This is a genomic window from Candidatus Paracaedibacter acanthamoebae, from assembly GCF_000742835.1.
Lineage (GTDB): Bacteria > Pseudomonadota > Alphaproteobacteria > Paracaedibacterales > Paracaedibacteraceae > Paracaedibacter > Paracaedibacter acanthamoebae.
Map to the genome: position 1 here is coordinate 1,454,211 of NZ_CP008941.1, position 17,853 is coordinate 1,472,063.

Annotated in this window: 12 protein-coding genes and 4 pseudogenes; 12 read left to right on the forward strand and 4 right to left on the reverse strand. The window is 39.6% G+C overall.

Annotated features, from left to right (window positions below; all coding sequences use genetic code 11):
• Positions 1-11: 11 nt before the first annotated feature.
• Positions 12-1,010, reverse strand: a complete 999-nt coding sequence (locus tag ID47_RS06580) for a response regulator (RefSeq protein WP_038465049.1) — start codon at positions 1,008-1,010, stop codon at positions 12-14.
• A gap of 256 nt (positions 1,011-1,266) precedes the next feature.
• Between ID47_RS06580 and ID47_RS13915 the strand changes: the two are divergent.
• A pseudogene (locus tag ID47_RS13915) lies at positions 1,267-1,410 on the forward strand (ISKra4-like element ISCot1 family transposase); the annotation flags it as partial.
• Positions 1,411-1,421: 11 nt separating this feature from the next.
• Here the strand turns inward: ID47_RS13915 and ID47_RS06585 are convergent.
• Positions 1,422-2,164: pseudogene (locus ID47_RS06585) on the reverse strand (IS256 family transposase); the annotation flags it as partial.
• A gap of 75 nt (positions 2,165-2,239) precedes the next feature.
• On the opposite strand from ID47_RS06585, the gene ID47_RS12925 reads away from it, so the two are divergent.
• The 3 genes and pseudogenes from ID47_RS12925 to ID47_RS06595 form a co-directional block, all read left to right on the forward strand.
• Positions 2,240-2,404, forward strand: a complete 165-nt coding sequence (locus tag ID47_RS12925) for a hypothetical protein (protein WP_038467301.1) — start codon at positions 2,240-2,242, stop codon at positions 2,402-2,404.
• Positions 2,405-2,540: 136 nt separating this feature from the next.
• On the forward strand, positions 2,541-2,867 hold the full coding sequence (locus tag ID47_RS12645; RefSeq protein WP_232223214.1) for a DDE-type integrase/transposase/recombinase: 327 nt from the start codon (positions 2,541-2,543) through the stop codon (positions 2,865-2,867).
• Positions 2,868-2,925: 58 nt separating this feature from the next.
• A pseudogene (locus ID47_RS06595) lies at positions 2,926-3,228 on the forward strand (transposase); the annotation flags it as partial.
• 64 nt (positions 3,229-3,292) lie between these two features.
• Here the strand turns inward: ID47_RS06595 and ID47_RS06600 are convergent.
• Positions 3,293-8,254 carry an ankyrin repeat domain-containing protein gene (locus ID47_RS06600; RefSeq protein ID WP_038465051.1) on the reverse strand — a complete coding sequence of 1,654 codons (4,962 nt, stop codon included), beginning with the start codon at positions 8,252-8,254 and terminating at the stop codon, positions 3,293-3,295.
• 996 nt (positions 8,255-9,250) lie between these two features.
• Between ID47_RS06600 and ID47_RS13250 the strand changes: the two genes are divergently transcribed.
• The 4 genes from ID47_RS13250 (at position 9,251) to ID47_RS06620 (ending at position 11,103) form a co-directional block, all read left to right on the forward strand.
• Positions 9,251-9,427, forward strand: a complete 177-nt coding sequence (locus ID47_RS13250) for a hypothetical protein (RefSeq protein ID WP_198022255.1) — start codon at positions 9,251-9,253, stop codon at positions 9,425-9,427.
• Positions 9,428-9,612: 185 nt separating this feature from the next.
• Entirely contained in the window at positions 9,613-9,918 is a 306-nt protein-coding gene (locus tag ID47_RS06615; RefSeq protein WP_038465055.1) for a helix-turn-helix domain-containing protein, read from the forward strand.
• 75 nt (positions 9,919-9,993) lie between these two features.
• Entirely contained in the window at positions 9,994-10,119 is a 126-nt protein-coding gene (locus ID47_RS13705) for a hypothetical protein (protein ID WP_269516636.1), read from the forward strand.
• Positions 10,120-10,152: 33 nt separating this feature from the next.
• The gene (locus ID47_RS06620; RefSeq protein ID WP_038465057.1) at positions 10,153-11,103 is read left to right on the forward strand and encodes an IS110 family RNA-guided transposase; all 951 of its coding nucleotides are present in this window, start codon (positions 10,153-10,155) and stop codon (positions 11,101-11,103) included.
• A gap of 12 nt (positions 11,104-11,115) precedes the next feature.
• Here ID47_RS06620 and ID47_RS06625 read toward each other — a convergent pair whose 3' ends face one another.
• The gene (locus ID47_RS06625) at positions 11,116-12,048 is read right to left on the reverse strand and encodes an IS110 family transposase (RefSeq protein ID WP_156956763.1); all 933 of its coding nucleotides are present in this window, start codon (positions 12,046-12,048) and stop codon (positions 11,116-11,118) included.
• A 664-nt stretch (positions 12,049-12,712) separates the two neighbouring features.
• Here ID47_RS06625 and ID47_RS06630 point away from each other — a divergent pair.
• From ID47_RS06630 to ID47_RS13500, 4 genes and pseudogenes are all read left to right on the forward strand, one after another.
• Positions 12,713-13,558, forward strand: a complete 846-nt coding sequence (locus ID47_RS06630; protein ID WP_075261573.1) for a deoxyribonuclease IV — start codon at positions 12,713-12,715, stop codon at positions 13,556-13,558.
• A 138-nt stretch (positions 13,559-13,696) separates the two neighbouring features.
• Positions 13,697-14,701 (forward strand): IS110 family RNA-guided transposase, encoded by a 1,005-nt coding sequence (locus ID47_RS06635; RefSeq protein WP_038465061.1) that lies wholly within the window; start codon positions 13,697-13,699, stop codon positions 14,699-14,701.
• A gap of 640 nt (positions 14,702-15,341) precedes the next feature.
• The gene (locus tag ID47_RS11810; RefSeq protein ID WP_051908702.1) at positions 15,342-16,439 is read left to right on the forward strand and encodes a trypsin-like serine peptidase; all 1,098 of its coding nucleotides are present in this window, start codon (positions 15,342-15,344) and stop codon (positions 16,437-16,439) included.
• Between the two features lie 257 nt (positions 16,440-16,696).
• Positions 16,697-17,274 (forward strand): annotated as a pseudogene (locus ID47_RS13500) (IS6 family transposase).
• Positions 17,275-17,853: the final 579 nt, after the last annotated feature.

Genomic DNA, 17,853 nt, shown 5'->3' on the forward strand with positions numbered 1-17,853 from the left:
GGCCCCGCCTCTCACCTGGCTTCTTGAGATTGTTCAAATGAGTAAAGATTAAGGTCCTTTTCAAGGCCGGGATGAGAAACATACGCCACATAATAAGGCTGATTACCCTCTATAATATCAAGCGAATGAATATGATTTTTCCAATTATGGACATCAATATCTATAAAACTTTCACCGTAAAAAGGAAAGCACATAGTTTTACGGTTTTCTTCTATATCTTTTGTTAACGCTGCATAGGCGGGGTCTTCTAAATCAATAAGATCCCTAAGAATTGCATGTGTATTGATCTGGTTATCTTCTAATGTTTCGGCTGTAAAGGCATAAAGTGTGCTTAATTCGCCTTTCCGAGAGATGCAAATAAATCCCCCAACCACTTCGTTAATATAATATTCACATATGTTGTGTTTTTTTACTAACGCATCAAAATATTTGATAAAAACTGGATCGTAGAAAGCGGTTTCTTCGGGATTTGTAGAATTAATCTCCTTAAACACACTTCCAACCAAAACATCTGTTAGCGTTCTAAAATAGGCGACTTGACTGGTTTTGATAAAATCATTAATGACTTTGGATTTATTGGGATCTTGCTTCTTAATATAGCCATGAATTAATCCTTTGTTAAAGGCATGAACAGCTAAGTCTTCATCAGCGACACCCGTATACAAGATCTTGCGAATATAAGGATTTTCTATTTTCTCACAAAATTCTAGGCCATTCATTGCCGGCATCTGAAAATCAACGATAACGGTTGAGACTTCCTCATGGCGTTTTGCATTATACATTGTCTTATACATCTCATAAATTCTTGCTTCAGAAGAAGAAATGTTTGAAGCAATAAAATCGGTAGAAATAGAGCGGTTAATTAATTCTAAGGCCTTGTAAGGATCAGTAAAAAAATCATAATTGGCCACGTCATCATTCAGGAATGAATTAGTAACTTTTAAAACTCCTCTATCATCATCAACAAAAATAACTGTCGTGGGAAAATAGCAACCTAATAAAGAATTCATTCACTTCACCTCATTCTGTACTCATCACTATTTTGCCAGAAAATAGTTAACAAGCTATATATTTTTTGGAATATGGGGGAAGTCTGTTTCATAAACAGGGGATCAAGAGATAGGATGGATAATAGATCTAGAAAGCTGGGAAAACGCTTATTTAATTACATATGAGCAAGTTACCAAAAAAATCCCTCTTTAATTAAAAAGAGGGAAAATTTTTCCAAAAGCTATCACAGGCTATTTGAAATTTTTTGCAACATACTCAGCTAAGCTTTTAAAGGAAGTATTTCCCGTGGAATTTTATCCTTCTTCTGTGTACCGAATTACATCCAAAATAGCCAACCGCTTAGAACAAGAATTAGGAAAGGAGAAAGCTATGTTCATTGGAGCTATTCTCAAAAGTTGGTGACGGAAGGATCAAGCGGCAATTTCATCAGCAGCGGTAACTTCACAACCATCTCGAAATTTGACACCTGAAATGAGTTTTGGCAACTGGTTTTTACCATCCAAGCGTCGCCAGGTTTTTTCCGCATCCTTAATTAGCTTAAAAACCATGATAAAGGCTGTCTCTCGTGACAAACATCCTTTAGATCGTTTGGTGCGGTGCTTGACCGTTGCAAATGTACTTTCAATCGGATTAGTCGTCCGGATATGTTTCCAATGCTCAGCTGGAAAATCATAAAAACTCAGCAATTCCTGGCGATCTTTTTCCAAACAATGCGTTGCTTTGGGATACTTGGCTTGATACTTTTCTATAAACGCATCAAAAGCTTTGTTGGCTTCCTCTTTGCTTTCAGCCATCCAAATATTATGAAGATCAGCTTTAGCTTTACTTTGCAGAGCTTTTGGCATTTTATTCAAAATGTTAGCCGTTTTGTGAACCCAACAGCGTTGGTGCCCAGTTGTCGGCCAAATCTTGCCTAAGGCTCCCCAAAACCCCATAGCCCCACTCCAATGGCTAGTTTAGGAGGGATACAAAGACCTCGAGCCGTCAAATCTAGAAGAAGTTCAGACCAACTTTGGATGCTTTCTCGATAGCCATCTGTAAAGCCAACAAGTTCTTTCTTTCCTTCAGGGGTTGCTCCAATCAGGACTAACATACATTGTTTTTCATGGTCCATAGAGGCTTGAAAATAAACACCGTCAGCCCAAAGGTAGACAGGCATCGTCAAGTTGTTGAGGTAAAAAAGCAATTAATGTAAGATTCTTGCAAAAATAAGGGAAAGACGTTGATTATGCCAGATCATTATAAAGGATACCGTCTTCCCAAAAGTGTTATCGGCTTTGCTGTCCGATACTATTACCGTTATAAGATCAGCTTAAGAGATTTAAGCGAAATGCTTGAGGACAGAGGCTTCTCTGTTACTTACGAAACTATTCGAAATTGGTGTCAAACCTGAGGTCCTGTTTATGCCAGGGGTATTCGCCAGAAAAGAGGATCACCTTTTAAAGACAAATGGCATATCGATGAAGTGAGGGAGAAGAAATGCCAAGTCAGCTATCCGATTTTTAAAGCGAGCACTTAAAAAATTAGGCATGTTTCCGCGCGTCATGGTGACAGCTAAGTTGAGAAGCTATAACAAGGCCCATAGGGTTTTACTCAAATCTGCGGAGCATCGATCTCACAAACGCTTGAACAATAGAATAGAAAATAGTCATCAACCGACAAGAGAAAAAGAGAGACAAATGAGAGGTTTTAAAAGTGTGTCAAGCGCTCAAAGGTTTTTAAGTAGTATGGGAGCTTTTCTTAATCTTTTAAAAGTAGGACGGTATAAACAGAGCGCCAAAGAGTATCAACAAAAGTTTATTCAATCCATTGATATCTTTAATGAGATTGTGGCTTCACACCACCATTATGCCTAATAAGAAAGTCAGAAGGAACGTCTATTTTGTTCCCTCTAAACAACTTGACGGCACCCTTTTAGGATTACTTCCTGAATTAGGGACCCTTAATCGACGCCAAATAGCGAATCTTGCAGGACTGGCTCCTCATCCTTGTGAAAGTGGGAAAACAGTGGGCTATAGAAGGACGAAAGGAGGCAGAGTCGATGTTAAACGCATCCTCTTTATGGCTGCTATGACAGCGAGAAGAACCGATAGTCCTCTTAAGGCTTTCTATGAAAATCTTATCAAAAGAGGTAAAAAGAAAATGGTCGCTTTGACGGCCCTTATGCGTAAAATCGTCATCATTGCTAATGCTAAACTTAAATCTTTACGCACATAGTTGATGACAGCACCGATGACGGTGCTGCAAGAACAGCTCTCGACAAAGACTTCGTGTCACAGCCTCAACTTTGGAATCGTAGCCTAGAAGGAATTTTTATTGCGTTTTTACATATCCAATTTAATACCTCATCTCTGTCTCCTGAGTATTGCAGGCAGTCCTTAATGCCCAGATCTTGTTTAAATTTTTGTATTTTAATTTCGTTTTCAGAGTTGGTATTGGAATAATTAAGTAGAAGGATAGGTATATTTTTTCTAATGTTTTCTGATTTTATACTTCTTCCATGCTCCGTCAATATATTGAGGATGTAATTATTAAGTTCAGCATTATACTTATCTTCACAGTAATCAAAGAGGATTAAGGAGGTATTTTTAAGGTGAGAGCTTACAGTTAAAATATCGAGTTTCTCTGGCGCTCCCCATATTTCCATAATTATTTTTTTATTTTTATATAAAAAAGGTGTTGGACCAATAAGGAAGCCACCTCTCCCACCTCTTCCAACGTTACCGATTCTCCTACCTTGAGCTAGAACTGGCATCAGTTTACGGCGTTGGTCACCATAATATCCAATCATAAAAACTTTAATTCTTTCTGGAAGGAAGAAAGCTTCATAATGATCTATAAGAAACTCTCTGAAAAATTTGTTAAGCAGCATAAACTTTGCCAAGTCTGCTTTGTTCACAAAAGAAAAAATATGCAAAAGCAGTTCGTTTGGCAAAGCAGTAAAGCTAGGGAAGGTTGTGTAAGTTTTATAAGCTGGAAGCCTTACTGTTAAATAAAGCGTTTGGTCATTCAGCGGTTTTATTTCTAATGTCTTTAAACGCTTATCCCCAAAGAAATCGGCGTATTTGAGTTTGGGGGCTGTTAGGCGAAGTATTTCTAACAACGGGCATTCTGCAGCTTCTAAAGTACGCAGTAGAGGGGCATTAAGGCGAATATCTTTCAAAGCTTTACAGCCTTGGAGGGTTAAGGTTTTAAGGAAAGGGGCATGTAATTGCTCTCTTGTAAGGGTCGCATTGGTCGAAAAACCCGAAAGCTGGGAACAGTAACTAAGATCTAGGTACCGTACATGCGTAAGAGATAATGTTTGCAATGCCTTAATACTTAAAGCTCTACAATAAGCTAATTTTATGGTCCGCAAAATTTTGGTTCTTAAGGCATCAACTAAAGCTTGTTGCTGAGGAAAACTTAACTCCTTAAGATCTAGCTGCCTTAAAAGGGATTCTTGAATGCCTTCCGTTTGCAACTTTCTGAAAAAATCAGGATGGATGCTCGAAGCGCTTTGTAGGATTGCTGTAAAAAGGGTGTGTTCATGTTGGATGGTTTCCAGTTCTTTTAAGGCATCCATGGGCCCATAACGCCCTTCCAAAAGATGCTTTTGGAGAACCTCCTTTTGCGGAATATGACAAGATTCTAACAATCGGGCCAGGGTAGCTGAGGATACGATCGTATTATTTTTGGTGTCCTTTTCATAATTATCACCGTCTGTCAGCTCAAAACGCTCTTCTGGCGTTAAGGTTGAGTTTGCCAGCACTGCCTTGTAGCGTGCACTTAAGGGTTCTTCCAGCAATTCTAAAAGATCAAAGTGGGTGAGAGATTTTCCTTCTTGTTGTGGATTCAAAGCTTTTTGCATTCTAACCATTTTGGTATAAAGGGTACGAATCATGCCGGGGGCAAAGGAAGTTCCTATAACTGTATCACGTCCTTGCGTCAGTGCTCTAATCTCACGTCTAGAAAAAAGGGCATTAATGGACTTATTATGGTGATCAAGGCTTATGAGCCACGGCTTTATTATGTCAAAAGGATCGATATGAATAAACTTCCTTATGACATTGGGATGAATTGGATCTTTCATCTGATTCAAGCAATAAAGAATCGTTTGCACTTGGAGAGAAAATTTTGTGAAGATTTTTGTCCCAAACCAACCATCCTTAATCTCCTCAGCGATCGCCGGCACAAAAGAATGGTCATGATCAATAGACGTTATACGATAACGAAGCTCCCCTTCAGAATTCAGAAAAGGAGAAAGGATATAATTGGCAGGGCTACCATCTCCAGGATTAATTAGCATGGCCATTATAATAGCTGCAGAGACGCTCTCTGAATCCAGCTTTTTAAAAATCTCTTTTGGTGTGGGCGGATTGATTCTATCTTCCTTCGGGTGCAGCATATCCCATAATGTTTCCCCCGATACAGCTTGGATAAGAAGAACCGGGTGCCCCATAAGCTCAGCCATTTCTACGTAAGGGGCATTCCCCTCATCAATTAAGGATCTAATCAGTCGTCCAACCGATAACTCCGTACCGCTACCTTCAGGGGCAAATTTAACATAAAGGCTTCTCCCCTGGATTTCTACTTTAGGCACGCAACGTTTGCCATGTTGATTAGATTTGCAGGGATTTCCACGCTCATCAAACAATTGCCTATAAGCAGATTCTAAGACTATTCTTTTACCTTCACTCACTGTATTAAGAACCCCCCATGAAGCTTCCGATGAGGAGCAAGGAAAAACCGTATCTAAGGTCATTTTCCAACCATATTTAGGGTTACGGGCTTCCAGGGTTTCCAGGGTTTTGGCCATGTCTTGTTTTGGATGGGGTGTTAAAGTTTGGGTATAGCGCTGTAGGCTTGAGGCTCTAGCTTTTTTACCCGCCCCCAAGGAAACCAACTTAATAATCAAGGAATGATCCTTTGATTTTACGGCCTTGTCTAAAGGCGTTTCTTGTGATTTATCTTGAATCTCTAAATAAGCACCTAAGTTAAATAAGGCATCTATTTGTTCTAAAACCTTGGATTTTTGTCCGTGAGTAACAGCATGATGCAGGGCTGTCCCTCCTTCTTCATCCTGGGCATTGATATCGGCGTTTGTTTTTTCAACTAAGACCCGAATAGCCTTGTCGCTCGCTCCTTCCCTAACCATATTAAAGAGGAGTTGCCGATCATCCCAAGAAGAGTGTAGTTGGTCGGGCCATACCCCTATGTCTGCAATACGTTCCAGCCACTCTAACTGCTGTGCAAAAGAATAATCGTGCAAGTTTGTCGTGGCAATCAACTCCTTCATGGTCTGCTCAAGCGTAAGGGTGGCAGGTTGTTCTAGAAATGATTTCGACTCTAACGTCTGCAACAATTCGTCATCGCTTGCATGAGGATCTTCCTCTATCAAGGTTTCAAAATCCCATTCTGGCCCCCAGGTCTGATAAAGAGAGGCTATTCGATCGAGAGGAAGAGGGTGCTTTCTTGATAAAGACGCGTAATAGCGGCTGGCAAACGGATGAAGATGATTAAACAGTTCTTGGTGAGTCAGGCTAGGGTTTGATAACAGCTGCTGCATCCTCATAAATCTTTGATGCATCTGACTCATCCAGCCAGGCACAAATTTCAAGGGGAGCTCTAAAGAATCTTGGGCCTGCTCCTTCAATCGAGCCAGATCCGATGTATTGAGTAAGCCTGCCTCAATAAAGAAGACGTCCCTGTTTTCATGGCCTTTAAGATCGACAAGCCAATTGAGGAGCAATAAGCCAGGCATAGGCTGTTGAATTTTTTTTCTGACGGGCTCAGCAATGGAATCCATCATCAAGGGCAAGGTGTACAGAATATTCTTGGCCCTGACCTCATGTCGTCCAGAGTTTTTCTTCTTCTTAAGCTCCAGGCTTTCTAACGCTTGATCATTATCAATGCCAATAATGCGATAAGTCTCATCAACTATGAGGTTATCCGCTTTGTAATCTGTCGGTATAAGCAACAGACTACACAAAACATGGCGACTAAAGCTTTCCTTATCGAGTTGATTGATATAAGCCACAGGATCGGAACTCTTCTCTGCCTCTTCCAAAAATTCTTCCAAGGTTTTTCCCGACATATAAAGAGATCCTTGAAGGAACAACGGTCTTTCTTGTTGCGCTAAATGAAACCTTTGTTCCAATCGTGGAAAGCGCTTAAAAACCTCCTGAGTGGAGGAAATACCGTGTTGCTTCTTTATTTCTAAAAGCTCTTTTCTTTCAGGAGAGCTGCCCATATCGGGCGGCAGAATAGGCAAACAGTTTAAGATCAATAAATGGGTCGGAGAAACCCCCGTACCCATCACTCTCTGATAAAATTGGTAAACCGCCCTTTCTTTAGCCGGCCTCAATAAACCGGAGTCATTGTCGACCTTAAAATAAACACCGCCCTGCTCTCCCCCAATACTTAAGCCTGAACTGTTTTTTCTCTCGTAGTCAAATTCTGTTGGATCATAAGAAGCAAACTTATAGGCTTTATCGGTTTCTACCTCATAACACTTAAAATCCTCTCCGATTAACAGCGGCTTTACCTCAAATAAACTTAAAGGAGAGTGCAGACCTAAATCTTTGACCTTATCGACAAGGGTTTGCATAAACTGATGATGAGATTCTATCAGCTTTTGTAACCATCTTTCCACCGGCGTGCCCCGAAACAGGGGCTTATAGTTCTCCAACTCTGCCAGATGAACCTTTAAAGGCTTAAACAGCTCATGGTTAAGACGAGGTGAGGCTCTAAAATCTTCCCGGAGAGAAAAATCGCGTCCCACTCTTAGCTTTCCTTCAGGGGCTGTCATAAGATTGATGAGGGTTTGAAGCTGTTGCTGTTGGGGAGGAGAAAGGGTTGCCTCTAACCAGTAGTGGTAAAGTTTTATCTTCGTTCGTTGATAAAAGGCAGGCTGAAAGAGTTGAGAGATAATCCGGTTTTTTAACGCCTCCCTTTCTGGATCGGCTTCTAGACCTTCAAAAGCTGGAGAGACCTCTGGCCGACTGGATCGATGATCAGCATCATTTTCTCTTTCCGTCTCAACTTGACTACGCCTTTGAGCAGGCCGGGGGGTAGGGGAGGAAGGAAATTGAGGCGTATAAAGAGATTCTACGCAGTCTTCTTCCTTTTCCATGGCTTGACCTGCAGGGATCAAGGCTTCAAGAAAAATAACATTGATCATTAAAGAACCCGTGATTTTCTTTATCCAAGTCGATAGAGATAGTCTTCTTATTACCTGCTTTTTTTTAAGGCCGTGAGTCATTATTCTTTCCTTATTACTTTTTAATTTTGGGTTCCCATCCTCATTCCTTTAAGGAATGAGCTCAACCGCCCAGTTCTAATTAACCTTTTCACTTAAGGTTCTGGCAATATTTTCCAATTCTACTCGCAGTGCCCAAAATCTTTTTATAAAGAACCTCTAAATCGGTTTGAGGAGTTGCCATTACCTGGTCAGAAAAACGGTTACAGTGATTTTTCTCTGTTTTATTGATAAAATGAGCAGGAGGATTTAAAGAGGCAAAAACAACATTATCCCCCCTCTCCCTTGCCTCCCCTCTTACGTGCGATAGGCAAGTGAATAGAAAGGTTTGGGAAATAAACTTATCCTTTAGCATATTAAAGATCTTATTGATTGAGCATACATTTCATAGCCATGCTCTATTACTCCGCAATAATTAAGGAGATTTTTGCAGTTTATTTAACTTTCATACATAAGTTCAGAATCTTAACATAAAAGGTTAATAAGATCATACCCAGCTAGGTAATTACTGTAGGCTTGCCAAAGGTAACAATGGTTTGTTTGGCTGTACTTACCTAACAATGCTAAGGCTCGGATCATTGTTATAAATCTTAAGCAACCATCCTAACCTTAAACAATGAGTAGAGAGCTCAATAAGTCTTTTATCTCACGAAAATATCTTATCGTCTTTCCTGATTCTCTCTGCACCGGCGAAGAGGCCATGGCTTTGAGTAAAATGGCTTGATTTTGGATACCTTACGTCATCAGGTTGATACAATTATTGAATTTGGAGTGGGAAGCATGTTAACCACTATAGATTTTCATAGGTCATGACTATCCAATGCGTTCTGATTTTCATCTTTCGACCCCTATTACAGACATACCCTAGGCACAGAGCCACAACCTATAGCTTATAATCTGAAAGCCGTTGCTGAATGCCAACCTCGTAAAAGGGTCTTTTTTTGATACTAATCTCAACTAAGCCATTGACTTAGAAAGTCAATGGCTTATAATTAATATATGAAAAGAGATGATACAGGATTTAACTTGGTAACTATTGTGGAAACTACGTTTTTCATCAAAGAGTCCAAGAAACTAATCCATGAAGATGAAATTGGCGAGTTAAAGAATTATTTAGCTACTAACCCAGAAGTTGGTGATGTCATTCCTGGTTTAAGAGGTATTCGCCAAACTTAGATGGCAAGCTAACCAAAAAGGGAAAAGAGGTGGTACCAGGGTTATTTACTTCTTTTACAATTTTGATATGCCACTATTTCTTTTAGATATTTACGTAAAATCAAGAAAAGAAGATCTATCTCCTTCTGAGAAAAAAGAGCTAAATAATTTAGTAGATGAGCTTATTAATGAGTATGGAGTTTAACATGGGTAACAGATTAATTGAATCAATGAAAGAAGCTGTTGAATTTGCGAAAGGTGATAAAAACAAAGGCAAAACGACTAAGCATAAAACGGTAAAAGCTGTGAGTATTCCAGAATCCATAAACCCTCGGGAAGTACGAAAAGCTTTAAATATGACTCAAAAGGAATTTGCTGCTCGTTATGGGTTTAATTTATATACACTTCGCAACTGGGAACATAATAGACGACATCCAGATCAAGCGGTTCTAGCATATCTTTACGCAATATCAAAGCACCCACAAGAAATTGAGAATTCGCTGCGAAATTAGTGTTCTATCTAGGAGGGCATCGTCATCAACTTGTCTATTTGAAATGATATAAGATAAATTTATCAAGATGACTTGATGATCAGAAAGGGACGGCCGTCCCTTTCTGATCGAGGGGGCATATTCGTTATCAACTCGGTTACTCATAACCGTCACATAGAGGGAATTGCCCCCTCTTCGTCTATTTATCGAACAGTTGGCTGAGCTTTTATGCTCGTAGACAAGTAGGATTATGACATGACCCATACCTTTACTGCAACTATCGGGATTGATATATCAAAACAGTACCTAGATCTTTATCATTCAACCCTTAAACAGACTCAGCGTTATCAAAATAATGCTTGTGGATTAAAATTGCTTTCTGCCTTTATTGCTAAAAATACCGTCGATTGTGTTGTTTTTGAACCAAGTGGGGGATATGAAAAGAAATTATTAAAATTCCTTTGTGAAAATGGCATTCCTTTTTCTATGGTTCATGCCCTTCAAGTTAGAAAATTTGCTCAAGCTAAAGGGATAATTGCTAAAACAGACCTCATTGATGCAGCCCTTTTAGCAGAATATGGGCTTAAAATGCAGCCTAAACTGACCTCGATAGAGACTGCTTTAACCTCAAATGACTTAAGATGCTGGGTTCAACGGCGTACTCAAGTAACTAATTTAATCCGTTTGGAGAAACAATACTTAGAGCACCAGGACAATCCGATTATCATAGCGTCTATAAAGAAAAATCTTGACTCTTTAAAGTCTCAGATTTTAACCATTGATCAAGAAATTCAGCGCTGCATTCATGAAACAGATAACTTACAGAGAAAAGCAACCCTTCTCAATACTGAAAAAGGCATAGGAAAGGTCTGTACATCTATCTTACTGTCTCAATTGCCTGAATTAGGTCAACTTAATAACAAAGAAATAGCCGCATTAGTAGGAGTAGCGCCTCACAATCGAGAAAGCGGGTCATGGAAGGGGTATCAAAAAACCTCGGGCGGCAGAAAAACAGTACGCTGTGCTCTTTACATGGCAACGATTTCTGCTAGCCGATACAACTCTAAGATCAAATCTTTTTATGATCGGTTAATTGCCAAGGGTAAAAAGAAAAAGGTTGCCTTAACAGCATGTATGCGCAAGCTTCTGATCATCCTTAATGCTACATTGAAACTGCATTTTTATCATAAAGATGCACAGACTTAAAAAACACAGTTGCTATGTTTGTAAGGACTTAAGCTTAGCATTAGCAATGATGACGATTTTACGCATAAGAGCCGTCAAAGCGACCATTTTCTTTTTACCTCTTTTGATAAGGTTTTCATAAAAAGCCTTAAGAGGACTATCAGTTCTCCTGGCTGTCATAGCAGCCATAAAGAGAATGCGTTTAACATCGACTCTGCCTCCTTTCGTCCTTCTATAGCCCACTGCTTTCCCGCTTTCACAAGGATGAGGAGCTAATCCTGCAAGGTTGGCTATTTGGCGTCGGTTCAGAGTTCCCAGTTCCGGCAGTAATCCCAAAAGAGTGGTGGCTACGATAGGACCGACTCCTGCAATCTCCTGGAGAGTGTGATAGCGCTGGCTAAGAACAGGGTCAGTCTGAAGAAGTTTCTCCAAAAGGCCTTCAATTTCAGTGAGTTGCGTTTCCAAGCAAAGGATAAGAGTCTGATAGCTTTTGAGGATGGCTGGACTGGCGGGCAGGTGCAGACGATTCTTTTCCTGGACAAGCATTTGTTTAAGGTCGAGGCGCCGCTGAATCAGCTCGTAAAGTTGTTGATGATGTTCTTGGCGGGGTTGGAAGAGAGGTAGATGAGCGTGGCGCTCGGAGCCATATCCAGCAAGACCTAAAGCGTCAATACGATCCGATTTTCCCAGTTGTCCCCAAGAGCGGATAAAGTTTTTAACCTTGCGAGTATCGGCTCTATGAACTTTTACTCCCTGCTCTAATAGAAAGAGAGCGAGTCCCAGTTCATAACCTCCTGTCGTTTCTAAAATCACTAAAGCCTCAGATAAATCTTGGTGCTCCGTTAAAAAATTACGCCACCCTAAGGGAGTATTTGGGTATATTGTCGTTATTTTTAGGCCATGGATGGCAACGACAAAGTCTGCTTTGGAGATATCAATCCCAATAAAGCTATGATAAGATGAAATCGTCATAAATGCCTCAAGAGTTTAGAGTATTTCAGATTGTAAGCGGGCGATAAACCCATACAACTATTCAAACGTCTCGAAGGAATTGGGGATGAAGACCCAGATGACGACGGCCTTATAAGCCCATATATGGACGGCCTTTCAACCCCATAACTTTCTTCTCTGCCAAGAAGAAAGTTATTTCCTTCTTAAGCTCTTTATAGCATTAGCCGGACTTACAATATATGGACCGATCCGTATTGCAAGATAAAAATTGTCAACCCTAAGAAGAATATTGCAGTCATATATCCGGTTTCTTAATGAGTTAATTCTTAACTCTAAACTTAAGGAGACCTGCATGTACTTTTTAATGGCTCAATCAAGTTAACGGCAAATTAATAGATCGCCATGACGATGCCTCTTAACTGCACACCCCCCTTCTGGGGCAGCGGCAACAGTGCCCATATTACTCCCCTAGTTCCTCCTTAACCTACCAACTTCTCAAGAATTTGCAACGGAACGAACATTCAAACCGAACCTTTTAATTGGGGATTTGTGTTCAGAACTTTACCTAGACTTTAACAACTTGTTGCGAATAACTTTAATCATTAACCGTAGATCCTTAAAAGGGAGCTCTTTTAGAACTAGATAAATGACCAAGAGACATCAAAGGAAGGGGGACGTATTGGATATTGGATTTCATATCAGCATAAGTGGGCCAAAAGGTTATGCTAATGCGATTATTGAAGCCAACCAATTTAACCTTACAGCAATACAACTATTTGCAAAGAGCCCCAGATGCTGGAGAACTCGTGAATTAAAGCCGTTAGAGGCAGAAAGCTTCCATACAGCCCGGTCAATCAGCCGAATCCGTACAATTGCCATCCATTCATCCTATCTTATTAACCTAGGATCTTCAGGAGATTTATGGAAAAAAAGCATCCAAAGTCTTAAAGACGACCTTGATAAAGCACATATGCTTGGGGTCGAATATATTGTTCTCCATCCGGGGTCACTGGATATTGCACAAATTAGAAAAGGCATTAGTGAGGCTATGGAACAATCGCAAAGCAAGGTAAGAATATTGATAGAAAATGCTGCAGGCGGAGATAAAAGATTAGGAAAAAGATTCGAAGATATTGCAAAATTAATTGAAAATACATCGCTGGGAGTTTGCCTCGATACCTGTCATGCATTTGCTGCAGGCTACCCCCTCCATAAAGATCCAAAAAAATTTCTAGATCAACTTGATTCTCTAATTGGTTTAGAGAATATCCCTCTTCTCCATTTCAACGATTCGCGAGGAGATTTTTCCAGCGGTATTGATCGCCATGCCGGCCTTCTAGAAGGAAAAATTAATGCATCCTTAAAATATTTCTTACAAGATCCTCGGCTTCACGATAAAGCCTTTATTATGGAGGTACCTAAGGAGAAATTTTGCCATAATTTGGAAATTTTCCATAATTGGCAAAATGAAATAAGTGGGTCAGAAAGGCTTACAGGAGAAATTAGCTCTAATGACAGCGCCTGAACACCATAATCAGTTATTTAAAGAATTGGTACAGTGCGACTTATTAAAAAAACAGGTTCTGATGGTATGACCTGAGCGACTATAGAAGATCTGTAAAAGGTCTAATCTAAAGACGCAACAACTAATAAGGATTATACCATGACAATAAAAACATTAGGGATCGATATTGCTAAGCGAGTATTTCAGCTACATGGCGTAGATGCTCATGGAAAGACAGTATTAAAGAAGCGCGTAGGACGTGAGCAATTAATTAGCATTATTGCTAATCTTCCCCATTGTCTTATCGGCATGGAATCATGTAGCGGGTCTCATTATTGGGCTCGACAATTTCAGCGTTTTAGACATGAAGTCAAGTTGATGAGCCCCCAATATGTTAAGCCATATGTTAAGACCAATAAGAATGATGCCAACGACGCTGAGGCTATCTGTGAAGCTGTGACCCGGCCAAATAGGAGATTTGTCCCTATTAAAAATACAGATCAACAAGATATCCAATCTCTGCATCGTTATCGTCAAAGAGTTATTCAACAAAGGACAGCGCTTGCTAACCAGATCAGAGGCCTTCTAAGTGAATATGACCTTGTTGCTCCTCAAGGGATTAGATGTTTGAGAAAGAAACTACCTCAGTTTCTGGAAAACCAGGACAATCAGCTGACGAGCTTAGCGCTTGAAATCTTCTCACAGCTTCACCAAGAACTTCTAGAACTCGACGAAAGAGTTAAAGCTCTGGATCAGCGCATAGCCAAGATTTGTCAGGAAAATGAGTCCTGCCAAAAGATTAAACAAGTTGAAGGCATTGGTCCTTTAACGGCTACAGCTTTGGTTGCTGCTATTGGAGATGTGAGCAACTTTAAAAATGGTCGTCACTTAGCCGCTTGGCTAGGATTAGTTCCTCGTCAATATTCTAGCGGCAATAAAAAGCTTCTGCTTGGGATTAGCAAAAGGGGTGACTGCTACTTAAGAACCTTGCTAATCCATGGAGTGAGAGCCTTTATTAGTCTGGCTAAGAAGCACTCCGATTGGTTAAGGGATCTGATTAAGCGATGTGGTAAGCACAAAGCTTATGTTGCCTTAGCGAATAAGAATGCTCGGATTGTCTGGGCCCTTTTAGCTCACCAAGCCGAATACCGTTCTGCTCATTAGCCGGTAGGCTACCTATAAGATACCTATAAGCTGCAAGGATAACCTACCACCGAGGTTTGCTAGAGTAAAACTAAAAGATGACAAATTGAGTTACCAGCTTCTTGAGATCCTGTTTTGCAACACGGTTTATAAAAACCTCGGTTCTGATAAGGACAAGAAGTGATCGGATACACCATCTGGGTCAGAAGGATAATCTTCACATAAAGACCGAATATATGTCCGCATCTCATATTATCTTTAAAATTAACTCTTGCATTCACGCTCAGGTCATATATGTTGCAAAAATTTTGGGAAAGTAATTTTGTTTCAAATTTTTAAAATTAAATTTGAAATTTTGCGCGTTAGTTTATAAGAAAAGCTTTAAATTATGTCTTGCTTATAAAACATTATTGCACAGTAAAAATTTTTGCAACAGAGCCAATTTATTCTAACAGTACCTGGTGACGTATACCTCTCCTATCCAGAAATCATATTTATCATTAAGAAATTTCCTGTGAGATATACCAAGGTTTCGCTGGCTTGCTGTCTTATTTTTTACTTAAGTGTCTAACTTAAGTAAATTTAACGGATAGGCAAGATTAAATTTTCTTATATTTTTAAAAAGGCTAAAAACTTAATATTTATTATAAGGAAGAAAACAATGGGAAAGAGCTATTTTAATCGGAGGTTAGGAATATTTATTTTAATAAATCTGCTTTCTATGCCTTATGGTGGAGAGTCTTGGAGTGCAGAGTCTTTGGTTGGTTGTTTCCCATTTCTTAAAGACTGTATAGGTGACTCTCAGCTTGAGAATACACAACAGATAGAGAGAGATACAACTCCCCAACCACTACTTGAAATGCGTAGTGTGCATATTTCAAAAAAAGTTACACCTTCTCGCTACCGACCTGAAGCCACTGTATACAAGAAAATAAGGGGAGGTTCCTTACTACCTAAGTTGGACTCTGTAAGGGTCTATGACTACCATGATATTAAGGTAGCAAACTACGAGCCGACACTATCTCCTAAATTCATAGGCTCTCCTATTGGGAGAGATGAAAGGATTAGAATTTATAATACAGACGAATCTCCTTGGCGTATGCACGGCCACTTAGAAATGATATTTCCAAATAAGAAGTTTTATATTGGAAGTGGTACCCTAATAAGCCCCTATCATGTTCTTACTGCAGGGCATTGTTTATACAATTCCGATTACGGTGGGTGGGCAGAATCAATTACCTTTACACCAGGGCAGAATGGAGAACGATCCCCCTTTGGAAGTGTTAGGGTTACCCACCTTATTACGGTAAAAGGATGGGTAGAGGAAGAGAAAGGGGAATGGGATTTTGGAATGCTAATCCTTGATAAAGACATTGGAAATCAAACCGGCTGGTGTGGAATTCTCTCAGGATCGGATAAATATCTACACAATTTGTCTTCTATTAACGTGACAGGTTACCCAGGTTCAGTACAGACAAAGGGATATGAAGAAAGAATAAATGGCACACAGATGTGGACTATGGAGGGAGTGGTAAAGAAAGTAACAGCTGAAACCTTTAGCTATAAGCTTGATACTTCAGGTGGGCAAAGTGGTAGCGGAGTTTGGACAAAACTTGAGAGTCCGTATGGCTATTATTGCACTGGGATACATACCTACGGGTATAGAAAGGGAGAAGAGATCCTTAATCATGCAACACGTATTTCAGATAAAAAATTTGATTGTCTGGTCAATTGGATGGAAGGAAGTCTCCCTAATTAACGTCAGTTCGAGATAAGCATAGGGATGGTTAAGAAATTATCCCGGCACTTAAAATTTGTTACTTTAAGGTATACTTCAAACGGTATCGTCAAGTTATTGAGATGGAGATGTAGTTATTGTAAGATTCTTGCAAAAATAAGAGAAAATCTTTCATCATGCGAGATCATTATAAAGGATATCGTCTTCCCAAAAGTGTTATCGGCTTTGCTGTTCGTTACTATTACCGTTATAAGATAAGCTTAAGAGATTTAAGCGAAATGCTTGAGGATAGAGGCCTATCTGTTACTTATGAAACGATTCGAAATTGGTGCCAAACCTGGGGTCCTGTTTATGCTAGAGACATTCGTCAAAAAAGAGGGTCAGCTTTTAAAGCCAAATGGCATATTGATGAGGTGAGAGTAAAGATAAAAGGGGAAGTTTTCTGGTTATGGCGGCTGATTGATGGTGAGGGAGAAGAAATGCTAAATCAGCCATAAGATTTTTAAAGCGAGCGCTTAAAAAATTAGGCATGCTTCCTGGCGTCATGGTGACAGATAAGCTGAGAAGCTATAAAAAGGCCCATAGAATTTTACTCCAATCTGCGGAGCATCGATCACACAAAAGCTTGAACAATAGAATAGAAAATAGTCATCAACCAACAAGAGAGAAAGAGAGACAAATGAGGGGATTCAAAAGTGTACCAAGTGCTCAAAGATTTTTGAGCAGTATGGGCGCTTTTCTTAACCTTTTAAAAGTAGGACGGTATAAACAGAGCGCCAAAGAGTATCGGCAAAAGTTTATTCAATCCATTACTATCTTTAATGAGATTGTGGCTTCACACCACCATTATGCCTAATAAGGAAGGCAGAAGGACCGTCTATCTTCTTCCCTCTAAACAACTTGACGACACCGTTTTAACTTTAAGATTTTAGGAAGAGGCTACTGCTTGCAGCAAAATAACCAACCAAAATATAGCTGTTAAAAACAGCTTAAACAACTATAGAGAATTGGAAATGAGCCCTATAAAGAAACTGATTTTTGATAACAGCTTAGATTTGATCTTTGCAACCAGATTGCTGGTATTGAAGAGAATTTTAAATCACGTCGTATTTATGAAACTAGGGATGAGGCTGGCAATAGAACTTATGAGCTAGTTAAAGTCCAGTGGGATGCGTTATGCGCTCTTGAATCTGAAGAAATTATTTTTAAAAGCAATAATTATGATGTTTGTCAGTCGATATTATTAAATTAATAATTTTGAGAGGTATATCAGTGTCTTTTTTTTATAGATTTAATTATATTTATTTCAGATCTCATCATATGTTTACCTTCTAACCAACCAGACCATAAAAATCCCCCTCGCCCGAACTTATAGAAATTGGAAATAAATCTTCTAGAAAGAAGGATAGCCTCACCAAATTAATTTTAAAGAACT